Below are 16121 nucleotides of genomic sequence, written 5' to 3'. Positions count from 1 at the left end.
ACAGGATAAGAACATGCCAAACAATTCTTTCGGTGAATCCTCTTGTACCGCTGCGGCCAGCGGCCTCGTGCAGGTGCGTGGCGCGCGCGAGAACAACCTCAAGGAGGTGGACGTCTCCATCCCGCGTAACGCGCTGGTGGTGTTCTCGGGTGTCTCCGGCTCCGGTAAGTCCTCGCTGGCCTTTGGCACCATCTATGCGGAGGCCCAGCGGCGCTACTTCGAGTCGGTGGCCCCCTATGCGCGGCGACTGATCGAACAGGCCGGCGTGCCGGACGTCGATGCGATCGACGGCCTGCCGCCGGCGGTGGCGCTGCAACAGCAGCGGGGCTCCAGCAACGCGCGTTCCTCTGTGGGCAGTGTGACCACCTTGTCCAGCCTGGTGCGGATGATGTATTCGCGCGCTGGCGCCTACCCAGCCAACCAGCCCATGCTGTACGCCGAGGATTTTTCGCCCAACACGCCGCAGGGAGCGTGCCCGACCTGCCACGGCCTGGGCCATGTGTACGAGGTGACTGAGGCCATCATGGTGCCCGATCCCTCCCTGAGCATCCGCGAGCGGGCGATCGCCTCCTGGCCCCCCGCCTGGCAAGGCCAGAACCTGCGCGACATCCTGGTCAGCATGGGCTACGACGTTGACCGACCGTGGAAGGACCTGCCGAAGAAGGATCGCGACTGGATTCTGTTCACCGAGGAAACACCGACGGTGCCGGTGTACGCCGGCTTCACGCCCGCCGAAACCCGCGCCGCGCTCAAGCGCAAGATGGAGCCGAGCTACATGGGCACCTTCACCGGCGCCCGGCGGTATGTGATGCACACCTTTGCCAACACCCAGAGCGCGCTGATGAGAAAGCGCGTGTCCCGGTTCATGGAGGGCAAACCGTGCCCCACCTGCCACGGCAAGCGGCTCAAGTCCGAGGCGCTGTCGGTCACCTTCGCCGGCGTGGACATCGGCGCGTTCATGCAGATGCCGCTGGACCAGTTGGCGGCCTTGCTCGAACCCATCGCCCAGGGCGATTTCCGCGCCCATGCAGCGGGGGCGGCTACGGACAAGGAAGCGACCCGACGCGACCGTGCCGAACGCGCGGCCTCCGGGCGCGCCGTCCATGCGGTATCGCCCGACGTGCGCCGCACCTCGGCGCTATCGGAAGAAAAGCGCCTCGCCGCGCAGCGCCTGGCCGGTGGCGTGATGGCACGCCTGCGCCAACTGCGTGGGCTGGGCCTGGGCTACCTGACGCTGGACCGGACCACGCCGACGCTTTCGGCCGGCGAGTTGCAGCGCCTGCGGCTGGCCACGCAATTGAGTTCCCTGCTGTTCGGTGTCGTGTACGTGCTCGACGAGCCCTCGGCGGGCCTGCACCCCTCCGACAGCCAGGCCCTATACGACGCGCTCGACCGGCTGCGCGATGCCGGCAACTCGGTATTCGTGGTGGAGCACGACCTGGACCTGATGCGCCGCGCGCAATGGCTGGTGGATGTCGGGCCGGATGCCGGAGAGCGTGGCGGCCGCGTGCTCTACAGCGGCGAGCCGGATGGCCTGCGCAAGATTGCCGAATCGCGCACCGCCCGCTATCTGTTCGAGGAGATCCCCGCGCCGGGAAGCCGGGCACGCGAAGCGACCGGCTGGCTGGAACTGCAGGGCATCCACCGCCACAACCTGCATGGCGTGAATGCGCGCATTCCGCTGGGCGTGCTGACGGCCGTCACCGGCATCTCCGGCTCGGGCAAGTCCAGCCTCGTCGCGCAGGCCCTGCCGGAGCTGGTGCTGCTGCACCTGGGCCACGAGCCGGAAGACGATGTAGCCGAAAGCGCCACCAGCGAAGGGCCGGCAGTGATCGAAGCGACCGGCGGCCATCTGGCGGGCGACGTGGACGCCATACAGCGCCTGGTGCAGGTGGACCAGAAGCCGATCGGGCGCACGCCGCGCTCGAACCTGGCTACCTACACCGGCCTGTTCGACCACGTGCGCAAGCTGTTCGCCGCCACGCCCGACGCTCGCCGCCGCCGCTATGACGCCGGCCGTTTCTCGTTCAACGTCGCCAAGGGGCGCTGCGAGACCTGCGAGGGCGAGGGCTTCGTCAGCGTGGAACTGCTGTTCATGCCCAGCGTGTACGCGCCGTGCCCGACGTGCCATGGCGCACGCTACAACGAGGCCACGCTGAAGGTGCAATGGAACGCGCGCAACATCGCCGAGGTGCTGCAGATGACCGTGGACGAAGCCAGCGAATTCTTCGCGGGTGAAGACGCTGTGGCAAGGCCACTGCAACTGCTGCGCGATATCGGACTGGGCTATCTGCGCCTGGGGCAACCGGCCACCGAGCTTTCCGGTGGCGAGGCGCAGCGCATCAAGCTGGCGACCGAGCTTCAGCGCAGCCAGCGCGGCCGAAGCCTGTACGTGCTCGACGAGCCGACCACCGGGCTGCATGCGTCGGATGCCGACCGGCTGCTGATCCAGTTGCAGCGCCTGGTCGATGCCGGCAACACCGTGGTGATGATCGAGCACGATATGCGCGCGGTGGCCCAGGCCGATTGGGTGATCGACGTGGGGCCTGGTGCAGGCGCTACCGGCGGCAGCATCGTGGTTACGGGCTCCCCTCAGCAGGTGGCCCGAACGTCTGGCAGCAGAACCGCTCCGTTCCTTGCACAGGAGTTGGCGCGGGCCGAGTAGCTCAGTTCGCCAAATGTTGCCAATTTTCGCGGGGCATTGATCGTCGCCACACGACGGTGGCGATCAATGCCCGAATCGCGTCATCCTTCCTGAGTCAGAGCAAGATAGGGATTGTTGGGCGGTATTTCGGCGAGTGCCAAGGACCCATCTTCGAGGAGGTAGCCACGCAGTCGGCGGGACTTCCTCGGGCCCGTGACTTCACAGGTCCAAATGTTCAGACCATTGGGCTGCTTTCGATGTAGCTGCAGCTTCTCGAAGCGCTTCTGCACCCACTGCCAATCCTGTTGATTCTCCTGCTTGGTGAGTGCGGCCACTTCGGGATGCTCCTGCGCATAGCGTTGGAACACACCCGGGCTGACCAGGTAGGCCGTGTCATTCACCGCATGCACGAGTGCCCTCGCGTCGTTGATGATGAGCCGTCGTGAGGCGATTCCCTGCTTCAGCCAAACCATGAACTGTTCCCCGGATGGCTTCGTTGCCGATGACCCAGGCGTAGGCGCGGGTGCAGGTGCAGGCGATGGAATGGACGTCGCGGCTGTTGCTGGCGCGGGGGTGTGGAGGAACTCCTCGGCATCCTGGCCAACGCCGGCCGACTCACCCAAGCCCACCATCGTGAGCAAATCCTCCATGACGTCGGGCACGGGCTGGGCTGCGGGCGGTGAAACGATGGTGGTGCTGTCGCCCTCCCAAATCGGAGGCTCTTGACCTCCCTGCGCTGGGTTCACCGAGACGGACGGTGCGGGAGCCGACATGCTGGCGTCGTTTTCCGCGGGCGTCGCGTCGATCTCTACCGTGCCCGCGAAAGGTGCTGGTCGCTCGCCAGACTCCCAGATCAGCGCGGGAGCGAGACGCAACAGGGTGAACGAATGGGACCAGCCGGTCGTGCTGGTCACGGTCGCGCGCCAGACCGCTTTGCCGTCCGAGGTGGGCTGGAGCATGCCGTGGTCTTGCAGCACGTTGAACACGGCGGTGTTGTTCGCAGGAATGCCATCGATCCCCTGAGACAGGAGGTGTGCGCGCAGTTTGTCCGAAACCGTCTTGCTCACCAGCCACAAACCATCCTCGGTGAGCCAGCCATCGGAGGCTTCCGGCTGGTTCAGCTTCAACTGTTCCTTGAGCAGGTAGCGCAACCCGTCCAGCAGCTTGCGTTGCAGTGCATGCTTGGGCGCGGCCATGGCGCGCGCCGGATCGCCGCCCAGCTCCTGGGCCACCGACGCCCGGTCTGCTTGCACGACGAGTTCCCCCAGTACACCGGCATGTTCGTACTGACCGGCCAGCACAAAGAGCAGCGGTGCCCAGAGAGCCGGATAGTCGCTGAGCCAGTCCAGGACGTGGCGGTCGAGCAGTTGACGATAGAGCAAGCCTGTTGCGGCGCTGTGCAGGCGGTATTCGCGGTCGTCACGGTAGCGAAATCGGTACGCCTGGTGCAGCGGGCCATGCCACGGATGCCAAGTACTGCCGTCGGCCAGTTCGACGTGTAGATCGACGGCGATCTTGCCAATATCGTGGAGCAGCGCAGCATAGGCAACGGCGGCGGTCCAGGCTTCGGACTGCGCCGCCTGGTCTTCGGGACTGGCACCGATGGGCAGCAGATTGTCCTTGGGCGCATTGGTGGCGATTGGATTGTGGCTGCTCAATCCTCTGTTTCAGGTATTGGCCCGAGCCAAAGCGCGCGAGGTCATGACTGCCGCTGCGTTGCTGGTTGTGTTGGGTGCCGCGCTGCTGATGGAAATCGGCGGCCTTTCAATGGCGATGGGGGCTTTCGTTGCTGGTGTGCTGCTGTCGGAATCCACCTTCCGCCACCAGTTGGAGGCCGACATAGAGCCATTTCGCGGCCTGCTGCTGGGGCTGTTTTTCCTCGGCGTCGGTATGTCGTTGGATCTGCAGGTGGTGGCCAAGGCCTGGATGCTCATCGCCTCTGGTGTGCTGGCGCTGATGACGGTCAAGGCGCTGTGCATTTATGGGGTCGCGCGCCGACCTCGCGAAAAGCAGCCATAGCGACGCACTGGATCGCGCCGTGCTTATGGCGCAGGGGGGGGCGAATTTGCTTTTGTGCTGTTTGCCGAAGCGCTCAAATTCAGGGTCATCAGTCCTGAAGTCAGCGCCAATATGACGGCTATTGTGGTGCTCTCCATGGCCATTACGCCGGTGACTGTATTGCTGTACAAACGCTTTGCGCGCGTGCAGACCGTTTCCATGGACGGTGTGGAAGCCGCACACAACCTGCAAGGCAATGTACTCATCATCGGTTTTGGCCGAGTGGGGCAGATTGCCTGCCAGGCACCGCTCGCCCAGGGAGCGAAAATTTCCATCATTGATATAAATCCGGAGGTCATCACGCGCCGTGACACCCTATGGATTCAAGGTCTATTACGGCGATGGTGCCCGCCATGAAATATTGCACGCTGCTGGTGCCCTTCACGCCCGCGCCATCATTATTTGTGTGGATGATAAGAAAGCCGCGACACGCATTGTCGAAACTACGCGGCACTACTGCCCGCAGGTGAAATTGGTGGTGCGCGCTTTTGACCGCGAACATGCGCTGGAATTGGTCAAACACGATGCCGACTACATAGTGCGGGAAACCTTTGAGGCCGCCCTGCTGCTCGGTGGTCAGGCCGTGCTGACTCTGGGTGCGTCTGAGCACGAAGCCGACGCAGTGATCGAGGAAGTGCGCAAACGCGACGCCGAACGTTTTGCCTTGGAAACAGCAGGCGGCCTGTTTGCCGGGCGAGCGCTGGTACTGGGGAATATTGAACGCATTGATCCGCCGAACCATGAAGCGCGGGATGCTCAGTGAGCATCAATCACAGGATCGGTTCACCTGCGCTCCAGAGCAGAAAACTGGCTACTCAGCCACGTGTGAAGCTGAGAAACCGCAGGGCTGATCTGCTTGCGATGCGGGCACACCAGACTCAACGGTGACGCTTCGCCAGGATAATCCGGCAGCAGCACAAGCAGACGCTCTGCGGCGATATCTGCACTGACATCCAGCCAGGATTTGTAGGCGATACCTTCACCCTCCAATGACCAGCGCCGCACGACATCGGCGTCATCGCTGAACAACGGTCCCGAAACCTGCACGGTTTGCCCGCCCAGGTTCCACTTGTCGTAGACCCGGCTATTTTGAAGATAGAGAAGGCAGGCATGCTTGCTCAAGTCATCCGGTGTTTGGGGAGAACCGCAGCGTTGCACATACTCCGGCGAGGCAACCAGCACCCGCTGGTTCCGAGGTGCAAGCGGCAGTGCCACGTAGTTGGCGTCTTCATTTGGACCGTAGCGAATCGCCACGTCCACCGGGTCGCGAAACAGATTGGCCATCTGGTCCGACAGGAAAAAACGCAACGTCAATTCAGGATGCTGACGGCGGAACAGCGTCAGCCACGGCAGCAGTATGTTGCGCCCCAGATCGGACGGCGCTGTCACTTGCAGCACGCCCCGCAGCGTGGCGTTCTCACCCCGCAGGTTTTCCTTGCCTTGCTGCAGGGTCTCTAGCACTGAGTGGGCGGTGGGCAGATATTGCTCGCCCTCGGCAGTCAATCGCAGGCTGCGCGTCGTACGGGCGAATAGGCGCACGTCCAGTTCGCGCTCCAGACGTTTGATGGCGGCAGCGACCTGACCAGGCAGCAGATCAGCCTCCAGCGCCGCTGCGGTGAAACTGCCCAGCGCGGCGCTGCGGATGAATAAACCAAGATCATCGATGCGGATCATTTTCACTCCTGAAGTGAAAGTGTTGGCGCATTCTGCTTGTTTTTCTTTGTCCATGGGAAGTCGAAGATTGCCGCAAGTGAATGCATCAACCCTTCGACAGCGAGTCTCCATGAAAGCCATCAGCTTTACCCAGCACGCGTTGCCCATCGACAATCCACAAGCATTGATCGGCATCAGTCTCCCGCGGCCCACGCCTGGCCCTCGGGATCTGCTGGTCGAAGTTCGCGCGGTATCAGTGAATCCGGTGGATACCAAGGTGCGCGCCGGAACTTTCACAAAAGAACCGAAAATCCTCGGCTGGGACGCCACAGGCATTGTCCGCGAGGTCGGCGCTGAAGTGACGCTGTTTCAGCCGGGCGATGAAGTGTTCTATGCCGGCTCGATTGCCCGCACCGGCAGCTACAGCGAATTCCATTTGGTCGATGAGCGGATCGTCGGGCACAAGCCTCATTCATTGAGTGCCGCCGATGCGGCAGCGTTGCCATTGACCTCGATCACGGCCTGGGAATTGTTGTTTGACCGGCTCGGTGTCGTCGAGGGTACGGGGGAGGGCAAGTGCCTGTTGATCACTGGAGCGGCTGGCGGCGTCGGTTCGATGCTGGTGCAACTGGCCCGAAAGTTGACCCGCCTTACCGTCATTGGTACCGCCTCACGCCAGGAAACCGCTGATTGGGTGCGGCAGTTGGGCGCGCATCACGTGATCGATCACAGCCAGCCACTGCTCGCACAGTTGCAAGCGCTCGGTGTGCCGGAGATCGACTATGTCGCCAGCCTAACCCACACCGAACAACACTTTGCACAACTGATCGACGTGCTCAAGCCACAGGGGCGTCTGGGTGTGATTGACGATCCCGAAACCCTCGATGTGATGCCGCTCAAGCGCAAGTCGCTGTCATTGCATTGGGAGCTGATGTTCACCCGCTCGCTGTACGAAACCCCGGACATGATTAATCAGCATCACCTGCTCAATCGGGTCAGCGCTCTGATTGACCAAGGTGTTCTGCAAACTACCGTGGGCGAGCACTTTGGTGCGATCAATGCGGCAAACATGCGTCGTGCCCATGCGCTGATCGAGAGCGGCAAGGCCCGGGGCAAGATCGTTCTCGAAGGTTTTTGATTTCACTCATCAGACGGGCTCGCCTGCGGGCCCGTTGAACCGCCTGCGGCATCACTTGCCGTTTTTTATGTTGGAGAGTTGACGATGAATACGTCCAGTAACAAGTTGGTATCAATTGCCGTGCTCAAGGCCAAGGCAGGCAAAGAACAGGCATTGAAAGAAGAATTGCTGACGCTGATAGAGCCGACCCGCGCAGAGCCGGGCAATCTCGATTATGTGTTGTTCGAGCAGCGTGACGAGCAGGGCACTTTCTACATGCGCGAGGCTTTCAGGGATCAGGCGGCGCTGGATGCGCATTTTTCGATGCCTTACTTTCAGCGCTTTGCCGCCACGGCAGATGATCTGCTGCAAGAGCCGTTGCAACTGATATTCCTTGAACAGGTATCGGCCTGATCATTCAGCCTGTTGAGCCGCACCACCTCGGCCGGGCTTGGACGCGGCCGGCGGATCAATTTGCTCCAGGACGCGCCTTTACTCCGAATTGCGCAACGATGTGAGTGCCCAGTTCCTCAATGACGTCCGCCGCAGGGCGCTTTCCGTACTTGAGATTGAGGATAACGTGGTCCACCCCGATTTCCTCAAGCGACTCCAGCAAAGCCCGGAGGTGGTCGCGTCCGAGCCTGAACCCCAAATGAATGGGAGTGGGCGGCGTGGACGGGTTCTCACTGAGGTCGATGTAAAGCGACTGAGTGAAGGGCTTATAGACGGAACCACATTGCTTCATGACCTCCATCCGCCAATCTTCCACGATCAGTCGCTGCATTTTCGGCGCGCGTGGATAGTTGATCCATCCGGCGCTTTCGCTCGCGATCCAATCCAGTGACTGGCGGCTATGTCCGGTCACGAGCATCGGAATCACTTGGGTTGTGGGTTTCGGAATGAGGTCTGCGCCGCGCAGCTCACCACCGCTCCAGCGGATGGGTTCGAAGCTGGTGCTGTAGGCTCGGCGAATCACCTCGTAGTGCTCTCGAAAGACTTCTCCGCGCCTTTCGGGATCGACGTCAAAGGCTGAAAACTCCACTGGGCGATCGCCGGAGGCTACGCCCAGAATCAAGCGACCTGCGCTCAACTGATCGACGCTGGCTGACGCCTTGGCCGTGTGCAGAGGATGGTGTAAAGGGATGGCAATGGATGCGCTGCCAAGCGCTATCTCTGACGTATGAGCCGCCATATAGCCCAGGTAAACCCAGGGATCGAAGACTTGGCCGACATCGCCGAAATTAGGGTCCCGAAGAGGCACGTCGCGAAACCAGAGCGCGGAGAAGCCCAGCTCCTCTGCTCGTTTGGCCAATGCGACCTGGTTGAGCATGCTCGGAATGTCCCCACCGAAGGCCTCCAAAGGGAAGAACAATCCCAGGCTCAAATGACCCGGAGTGAAGGTTCGGCTGAACCCTCGATGCTGCTGATAAGGAATCGTGCTCGGCAGATACATTCTAATCTTCCTCAATGGGAGAACCACGCAATAGAAGTGCAACGGGCTGCTGCGAACCATTGCGAACTCGATCGTAAAGCCTGCCCGATTGTAGACCTGCAAGCAGGTTTCTCAGCCATGCTGGTCGCCGCAAACGGGCATCAAACTCGTCTGCGATGGGATGTAGGTTCAATTCCCAAACCCTGAATCGAACCCGTGTCCGCACGGTAGCCCAAACGGTGGGCTCGGCGGCTGCGTCATTGTCGGCGGCGGGGTCGGTGAGCCGCCGAATCGTCAGTGCACAGCGTTGCTCAATCAAGGTATTGATTTGCTCAACCACGACATTGCCAGCAAAACTTTGTCCGGGGTCAAACTGGAGCTTGCGCGCCGTGGCGGGCAGTAGTTTTGTCAGGTCCAAATGCGCCGTTTGGCCTGCGTCAGTTTCTCGGCGGTCTCCAGCCGTGTATACACCAAACGCCTCTGGTCATCCACCGCGTCGCAATTCTCTGACACCCCGGCCCAGCTTGCGGCGCAACAGGGCCCGCAGGCTCACCCCATCCGAGTACCCGACCTGTGCGGCGACTTGGTCGACGCTCGCGTTTCCGGTGCGCAAGAGATGGACGGCATGCTCCACGCGCAGGTCCTGGAAATACGACAACGGTGTCTTGCCCAAAACGCTTTGCAGCCGCCGCGCCAAGGTGCGCTCGCTTGTGCCCGCGGCGCTGGCCGCCTCGGCCAGCGAGAACCCCTTCGCGAGCTGACTTCTGGCCCAGCACTCGAAGCGCTCCACCATCGGGTCGGCATGCGCAAGGTGGTCGGGAATAACGAACTCGGCTTGCGAACTGCGTGCCTCGACCAGCAGATAGCGTGCCACCAGGGCCGCCAGCGCCGGACTGCGCTCCCGGATGATGCGCAAGGCCAGGTCGACGTGGGCCAAAGCGGCACCAGCGGTGGTGAAGCGTGTCGAGTTCACGATCATGCGTGACTCTTCCAGCTTGACGTTCGGATAGCGCTGCCGAAACATCGGCCCCAGCCACCATGACGTCGTCGCACGATGCCCATCAAGCAGGCCGCTCTCTGCAATCAAGAAGCTACCGGAGCAAGCGGCACCTAGGTGCGCGCCAGCGGTGGACCACTGCTGTAGCGCCGCGACCGCGTCGGGCACATCGGGGCGTGTGAGCCGAGCCGAGAGCGTGTCAGGCATCTTGTCGCCAAACGCGGGCACGAGCACGACGTCTGGTTCCGGCACACTACGCGCAGGGACCACGGGGACCGTCAAGCCTTGCGCAGTTCGGATGCGACGCCGCACGCCCACCAGCGTGAGCTCTATGTGCGCGGGAGCCTGTGGCAGCGAGCCCGCCATCGCATTGGCCAAGCCCACTGTGTCGGTGAGCGCCGCAAGCCCCAGATCAAACACGCCGTCACAAACAAGGATGTGGAGTTTCATGGCAACAATGATATCAATGTTGTCATTATTGTCTATAGAGATGGCTGTCATGACGACTTAGACTGCAGGCTCGTTGATCCATTCACCTAACCCATTTACCCAAAGGATTACAGTATGACCAAGCTCGCCCTGTTTGTTCGCCTCGAAGCCAAACCCGGCCAGGAGGCTGCGCTTGCCGACTTCCTGGCCAGCGCACTGCCGCTCGCCAACGCCGAGTCCGGCACCACTGCCTGGTTCGCATTGAAGTTTGGCCCTTCGACGTTCGGTGTGTTCGATGCCTTTGCCGATGAGGCAGGTCGCCAAGCACATCTGAACGGCCAGATCGCCGCGGCCTTGATGGCCAACGCCGCGACCTTGCTCAGTTCTCCGCCCAATATCGAGAAGGTCGAACTGCTTGCAGCCAAACTGCCTGCATGACAACCCGGCCTTGACCCAATCAGGTCACGCTGCAGGATGGGGGTCACACGGCCCTACGCAGCGATCCCCCCCCCTCGATTGCACTTGCCCAGGGAGCTACCTTCCACAGCGATTGGGGGGGCAATATTGCAGCCAGAACTTCCAAGCTGCGTCAGCAAGCAGGGGCAACATCAGGGCTAGCTGAGATGTTCCGATTCGTCGGGTAGTTATCGAGAAGTACCGACTGTTTGCAACGTGTCGGTACCGAGAGCCGACTGGGCGAGCCAGATTTCCGGCCCATTGGAAGTCCGCAGTCCGCAAGCGCGGATCGATCGAGCGATTTCTTGAAAATCAACGACCTAGCATCGTGCCGTGCGGGCTAGTGAGGGTTTCTGGGGGGGCGTGCGTAACGATTCGAACTCCTGCAGGGGCTCGGTGGGGTGGAACCCTGCGCCAAACCTATGTAACTCAGCGCCTTACGACCGCTGCAAACTCCTGCGGAAAGGTGCGGAATCCGGCCCTTGATGCCCGCAATCCTACCAGTTCTGCTCTGGTCGGATCACCAACCGAGCGCATCAGACAGGACGCCAGTTCTATTCCCGTTTGCGGAATTGAACCCGCGTCCGCATCCACTCATCCGACGTTCGATCAGGCGGTGACGAACCGCTCCCGAAATGCTCGCCGGACCTGGTCGTAAGGCACAGGGCTGGTGGCGTGCGGGACCAGCGCGCTTCTGTCGCCGATGAGGTAGTTGATCCGGTAGGTGCAGTTTCCGGAGGGGTGCAGCATGCCGCCAATCACCCGGTCGGGATTCAGAACCCGCTCCTGGATCAGGCGGTCCAGCACGCTCTGGACCTGCGGCCCCAAGCCAACGAACATGGCATCTTTCAGTTCTTCGACTTCCGCCGCGAAGTGCTACAGCAGGTACTTCCTCAGCAAGGGGTGCTTGGTCATATCCGGTGAGCCACGGTAATCGTCGTCCTTTACGAATACCGGATAGCGCAGACATTGATTTTCGTGCGTTAGAGAGGGCCTCGCTGCCCAAAAGCCTCACGCGCAAACTCCAAGAAGCTGCGCAGCTTTGGAGTCATTCTTCGGTCAGGGGCATAGAGGATGTGCATTGCGGTATTCGGCACTGGGTACTGCGGCAACAGACGCACCAGTGTCCCATCGCGCAGTGCATCGCTAACCAACTCTATCGGCTGTAGAACCACACCTAGACCAGCTACAGCCGCTGCCAGCAGTGGATCACCTTGATTGATCGTTAATTTGCTTGTAATAGGAACATCTATACGCCCCTCCGGGCTGTCGAAGCTCCAGTGTGAGCGGCCATCAGAATAGGTAAACCCCAGACACTCCTGCTGCTGTAGATCCCACGGATTGATGATGGGAGGGCGACGTGCAAGATAGGACGGCGCAGCGCATAAAACCATCTGATAGGGCTCCAGTGGCACTGCCTTCAACCCACTGCTCACCAGCTCGCCGATGCGAAATACCGCGTCGTAACCATCATCAACGATATCGACCAGTTCGTTCGATAACGTTAGGTCAACAGACACCTGAGGATACCGAACCATGTATTCCAGCAGGCGTGGCGAAAGCGTGCGAATTCCGAACGTGACCGGCGCGTTGATGCGAAGGCGGCCGCTTGGTGTGCCCCGAGTGAGGGCGGCCAGGTTCTCGGCAGACTGCATGTCTGCAAGGATCAGTTTTGCTCGCGGGTAGAACGCCCTGCCGAAGTCGGTGAGGCTTTGCCTGCGCGTAGTCCGGTGCAGCAGGGAAACACCCAGATGTTGTTCGAGCATTTTCACCTGTTTCCCTACCAATTGAGGGGACAGATTCAGGTCGTCCGCAGCGGCGCTGAATGAACTCAGCTCAACTGTTTTGACGAACGTGGCCATCTGGGTCAGGCGATCCATTATAAACACTCTGTTTCTAGTAATGCGCCATCGTAGGCCTTTATCTAGCGCCAACCAATGACTAAATTTTCGTCACCTTTCGAGTGCCCGGATACCTTCCGGATGTACTTCGAGGCCCATTGATAAACGAGATATCTATGATGGCACGCATTGTCAGAATTCATGAATACGGTGACGCCAGCGTTCTGAAGCTGGAAGATCTGGAAGTATCGGCACCAGCAGCAAACGAGGTGCAAATTAGTGTTAAAGCCATTGGCTTGAACCGAGCCGAAGTGATGTTCCGCAATCACGCATACCTACAAGAAGCGGAGTTCCCCAGCCGCTTAGGCTACGAGGCCGCAGGCATCGTAACGGCAGTTGGGAGCGACGTAACCGAGATCACGATTGGTGACTCGGTCGCTCTGATCCCACCTCTGGATATTACTCGCTGGGGCACCTATGGCGAGTTGGCCAATGTACCGGCCCACCTGGTGGTAAAGAGCCCTGAGAACTTGTCCTTTGAAGAGGCTGCGGCGTCTTGGATGCAGTACGTCACCGCCTGGGGGGCATTGATTGAACAGGCGAAGCTACGGCAGGGCGATTTTGTCATCGTTACCGCCGCGTCAAGCAGTGTTGGCTTGGCCGCCTTCCAAATGGCTCGTATGGTCGGCGCCACATCGATTGCGATCACTCGAACTCACGCGAAGAAGCAAGCCCTACTTGATGCAGGCGCTGCGCATGTCATCGTCAGCGATGAAGAGGATATCGTCGAGCGTGTTATGACGATAACTGCCGGTCAAGGCGCTCGCGTTGTATTCGATCCTGTAGGCGGGCCGTCCTTTGAACCTCTCACGCAGAGCATGGCGCGGGGCGGAATTTTGCTGGAGTACGGCGCACTTAGCTCTGAACCGACACCATTCCCACTGTTTACCGTGCTGGGCAAAAGCCTGACTTTGAAGGGCTATCTCTACGCAGAGATTGTGGCCGACCCTGAAGCCCTAGAGAGAGCAAAGGCTTTTATTCTGCAAGGGTTGAAGTCCGGTGCGTTGCGCCCGATCATCGCAAAGACATTCACACTTAGCGACATCCAGGATGCCCATCGTTTCCTTGAAGCCAATCAGCAGATCGGCAAGATCGTGGTAACTGTCTGACCAGCAATTATGGGGCTGAGAGCGTAATCCTTCGGCCCCGATTCAAGCCAGCCCTGATGACCGCTTTTGGCCGCAAGCTGCCAGTGAGCAACCCATGTGCGCAATATTACATAACAGACACCCGGGCATCCACGACGTAAAGTTAGGGAAGGTCTGAAAAAGACTTCCCGAATCTGGTGAAATACGCCGATCCCGCCAGCCGAGTTTTTCCATGAAGCAGATGACCTTCGCCGACGCCGAGTACGCCGGCAAGCGCAAGCAGACCCGTAAGGAATTGTTCCTGATCGAGATGGATCAGGTGGTGCCGTGGAAGGGATTGATTGCCCTGATCGAGCCACACTACCCAAAGGGTGAAGGTGGTCGTCCAGCCTATCCGCTGATGGCCATGTTACGTATCCATCTGATGCAGAACTGGTTCGGCTACAGCGACCCGGCCATGGAAGAAGCGCTCTACGAGACGACCATCCTGCGTCAGTTCGCCGGGCTGAGCCTGGAGCGCATTCCCGACGAAACCACCATCCTCAACTTCCGTCGCTTGCTGGAGAAACATGAGCTGGCAGCCGGCATCCTCGGCGTAATCAATGGCTACCTGGGGGATCGCGGCCTGTCGCTGCGCCAGGGCACTATCGTCGATGCCACACTGATCCACGCGCCCAGCTCGACCAAGAACCAGGACGGCAAGCGCGACCCGGAAATGCACCAGAGCAAGAAAGGGAACCAGTATTACTTTGGCATGAAGGCGCACATCGGCGTGGATGATGAGTCGGGGCTGGTACACAGCGTGGTAGGCACGGCAGCCAACGTGGCGGATATCACCCAGGTCGACAAACTGCTGCACGGTGACGAGAACGTCGTCTGCGCCGATGCCGGCTACACCGGCGTCGAAAAGCGCCTCGAACATGCTGGCCGCGAAGTGATCTGGCAGGTCGCAGCACGCCGCAGCACCTACAAGAAGCTCGATAAACGCAGCGCCCTGTACAAAGCCAAGCGCAAGATCGAGAAGGCCAAGGCACAAGTGCGAGCGAAGGTCGAGCACCCGTTTCGAGTGATCAAGCGCCAGTTCGGTTACGTGAAGGTGCGCTTCCGTGGCCTGGCCAAGAACACCGCTCAGCTGGTGTCGCTGTTCGCGCTGTCGAACCTATGGATGGCGCGCCGACATTTGCTGACTACCGCAGGAAAGGTGCACCTGTAATGCGGAAAATGGCTGCTGCGAGGTGCTCGCGGCGGCCAAAAACGGAGAACTGAGCGGGTTACCTGGTCGATTTTGATCGACGGCCCGCTTTCAAAAGCAGCGAGGGCTGAAGTCGACCGGAAATACAGGGTTACTTCAGACCTTCCTTAGAAGCCGCTATCGAAACCAAAGCTAGATACAAACGCTCTATGGCCTGAGGAATTCCTCTGATTGCCCGCTGAAATGACCACATCACCTCAGCCGTCAGCGACCTCAGACCTACGATCCAAGTCTCGCTGATCATTAAGGGCCACCGCGTCCGCACGCATTCGAGCAGGCACTGTCTCTCTCAGCTTTGAAAAGTCAGCATCGCTTGCAGGCTTAACCTTAACCGCTTCTGCACGTCCAAATCTTTTATCGCCATAGCGGCTAATCGAATCGGTAGCCTGGTGCCCCATGACGTATGCCATTTCTATTGCGGACATGCCTGAGGCTTTCAGATTTGAGCCGAACTGGTGACGAAGTGTGTACATACTCGGCACCTTCCTCCTACCGAATAGCTCAGTAGCGACTTGGTGAAGCGCAATGCGTATTGAATCTATACTGCGCGGCTGACATTTAAAAGCAGCGAGAGCGTTTCTCAAGATATTGCAGACGTCTCCATCAGCCTCAAGCGTTCGGCTAGCGCCGCGTAAACCGTTGTGGCTAAGCTTTGCACCAGATATATGGATGCGCCGGCCATCAATAGAGATTCCGTTAAGCTCGCATGGTCGCGCTCCGGTAAGAGATATCACCATTAACGCTCCCGCTTCGACAGGCATATCTCGTTCAGCCAGGCACCGTAGCCACGTCTCGAAATCAGCGGCAGAAAGCTTCTGCGGACGTCGCTGTTTTTTCTTTCGCGGCAGATTTAACACAGTGACCGGATTGAGCGTCCGATTGATTTCTTGGGCAGCCCAGAAATTGCCTCGACGCTTTTGATCATACGCCAAAGCGTTACGTAAGCGCCGATAATAGTCCGGGCGGTAATCAGGAGCCGCCCGAAGCAAAGCACCAATAATATTGAGCTCATCAAGCTCAACGCCCTGCATTCGAGTCGCATAGAAGTTACTGGCCAAACTGATGTAGGCGCCTTGAGTCTCTGCATTCATACT

The 16121-nt window shown here is 60.0% G+C and carries 13 protein-coding genes and 2 pseudogenes; 7 read left to right on the top strand and 8 right to left on the bottom strand.

Features of this window, described 5'->3' with window-relative positions:
* Positions 1-13: 13 nt before the first annotated feature.
* Positions 14-2665, top strand: a complete 2652-nt coding sequence (locus KCX70_RS17680; RefSeq protein WP_212618300.1) for an excinuclease ABC subunit UvrA — start codon at positions 14-16, stop codon at positions 2663-2665.
* 80 nt (positions 2666-2745) lie between these two features.
* On the opposite strand, the pseudogene mobH reads toward KCX70_RS17680, so the two are convergent.
* A pseudogene (gene mobH, locus KCX70_RS17675) lies at positions 2746-4266 on the bottom strand (MobH family relaxase); the annotation flags it as partial.
* On the opposite strand from mobH, the pseudogene KCX70_RS17670 reads away from it, so the two are divergent.
* Positions 4259-5465, top strand: a pseudogene (locus KCX70_RS17670) (cation:proton antiporter); the annotation flags it as partial. The pseudogenes mobH and KCX70_RS17670 overlap by 8 nt on opposite strands.
* Before the next feature lie 20 nt (positions 5466-5485).
* Here the strand turns inward: KCX70_RS17670 and KCX70_RS17665 are convergent.
* Positions 5486-6376 carry a LysR family transcriptional regulator gene (locus KCX70_RS17665; protein ID WP_131700619.1) on the bottom strand — a complete coding sequence of 297 codons (891 nt, stop codon included), beginning with the start codon at positions 6374-6376 and terminating at the stop codon, positions 5486-5488.
* A 109-nt stretch (positions 6377-6485) separates the two neighbouring features.
* On the opposite strand from KCX70_RS17665, the gene KCX70_RS17660 reads away from it, so the two are divergent.
* Both KCX70_RS17660 and KCX70_RS17655 read left to right on the top strand, forming a co-directional pair.
* Positions 6486-7493, top strand: coding sequence for a zinc-binding alcohol dehydrogenase family protein (locus KCX70_RS17660; protein ID WP_212620377.1), 1008 nt, complete (start codon positions 6486-6488; stop codon positions 7491-7493).
* Between the two features lie 84 nt (positions 7494-7577).
* A complete protein-coding gene (locus tag KCX70_RS17655; protein ID WP_068383095.1) occupies positions 7578-7886 on the top strand; it encodes a putative quinol monooxygenase in 309 nt (102 codons plus the stop codon).
* 55 nt (positions 7887-7941) lie between these two features.
* Here the strand turns inward: KCX70_RS17655 and KCX70_RS17650 are convergent, their stop codons facing one another.
* The 3 genes from KCX70_RS17650 to KCX70_RS23520 form a co-directional block, all read right to left on the bottom strand.
* Complete coding sequence (locus tag KCX70_RS17650) at positions 7942-8925, bottom strand: LLM class oxidoreductase (RefSeq protein WP_212618299.1); 984 nt, start codon at positions 8923-8925, stop codon at positions 7942-7944.
* A 1-nt stretch (position 8926) separates the two neighbouring features.
* A complete protein-coding gene (locus KCX70_RS17645) occupies positions 8927-9322 on the bottom strand; it encodes a hypothetical protein (RefSeq protein ID WP_212618298.1) in 396 nt (131 codons plus the stop codon).
* Positions 9323-9388: 66 nt separating this feature from the next.
* Positions 9389-9697, bottom strand: coding sequence for a helix-turn-helix domain-containing protein (locus KCX70_RS23520; RefSeq protein ID WP_371106407.1), 309 nt, complete (start codon positions 9695-9697; stop codon positions 9389-9391).
* Positions 9698-10465: 768 nt separating this feature from the next.
* Here KCX70_RS23520 and KCX70_RS17635 point away from each other — a divergent pair.
* Positions 10466-10768 carry a putative quinol monooxygenase gene (locus KCX70_RS17635; protein WP_007182542.1) on the top strand — a complete coding sequence of 101 codons (303 nt, stop codon included), beginning with the start codon at positions 10466-10468 and terminating at the stop codon, positions 10766-10768.
* Positions 10769-11395: 627 nt separating this feature from the next.
* Here KCX70_RS17635 and KCX70_RS17630 read toward each other — a convergent pair.
* Together KCX70_RS17630 and KCX70_RS17625 are read right to left on the bottom strand one after the other, a co-directional pair.
* Positions 11396-11626, bottom strand: coding sequence for a hypothetical protein (locus tag KCX70_RS17630; protein WP_212618297.1), 231 nt, complete (start codon positions 11624-11626; stop codon positions 11396-11398).
* Between the two features lie 143 nt (positions 11627-11769).
* A complete protein-coding gene (locus tag KCX70_RS17625; RefSeq protein ID WP_212618296.1) occupies positions 11770-12666 on the bottom strand; it encodes a LysR family transcriptional regulator in 897 nt (298 codons plus the stop codon).
* Positions 12667-12806: 140 nt separating this feature from the next.
* On the opposite strand from KCX70_RS17625, the gene KCX70_RS17620 reads away from it, so the two are divergent.
* Complete coding sequence (locus tag KCX70_RS17620; RefSeq protein WP_212620376.1) at positions 12807-13796, top strand: zinc-dependent alcohol dehydrogenase family protein; 990 nt, start codon at positions 12807-12809, stop codon at positions 13794-13796.
* A 211-nt stretch (positions 13797-14007) separates the two neighbouring features.
* Positions 14008-14988, top strand: coding sequence for an IS5-like element ISPa16 family transposase (locus tag KCX70_RS17615; protein ID WP_212618295.1), 981 nt, complete (start codon positions 14008-14010; stop codon positions 14986-14988).
* 236 nt (positions 14989-15224) lie between these two features.
* Here the strand turns inward: KCX70_RS17615 and KCX70_RS17610 are convergent, their stop codons facing one another.
* Positions 15225-16118 (bottom strand): site-specific integrase, encoded by an 894-nt coding sequence (locus KCX70_RS17610; protein ID WP_212618294.1) that lies wholly within the window; start codon positions 16116-16118, stop codon positions 15225-15227.
* Positions 16119-16121: the final 3 nt, after the last annotated feature.

Origin of the sequence: Stutzerimonas stutzeri, assembly GCF_018138085.1 — a bacterium.
GTDB classification, from domain to species: domain Bacteria; phylum Pseudomonadota; class Gammaproteobacteria; order Pseudomonadales; family Pseudomonadaceae; genus Stutzerimonas; species Stutzerimonas stutzeri_AI.
Note: the sequence above shows the minus strand (reverse complement) of the source record. Positions and strands in the feature narration are given on the sequence as shown.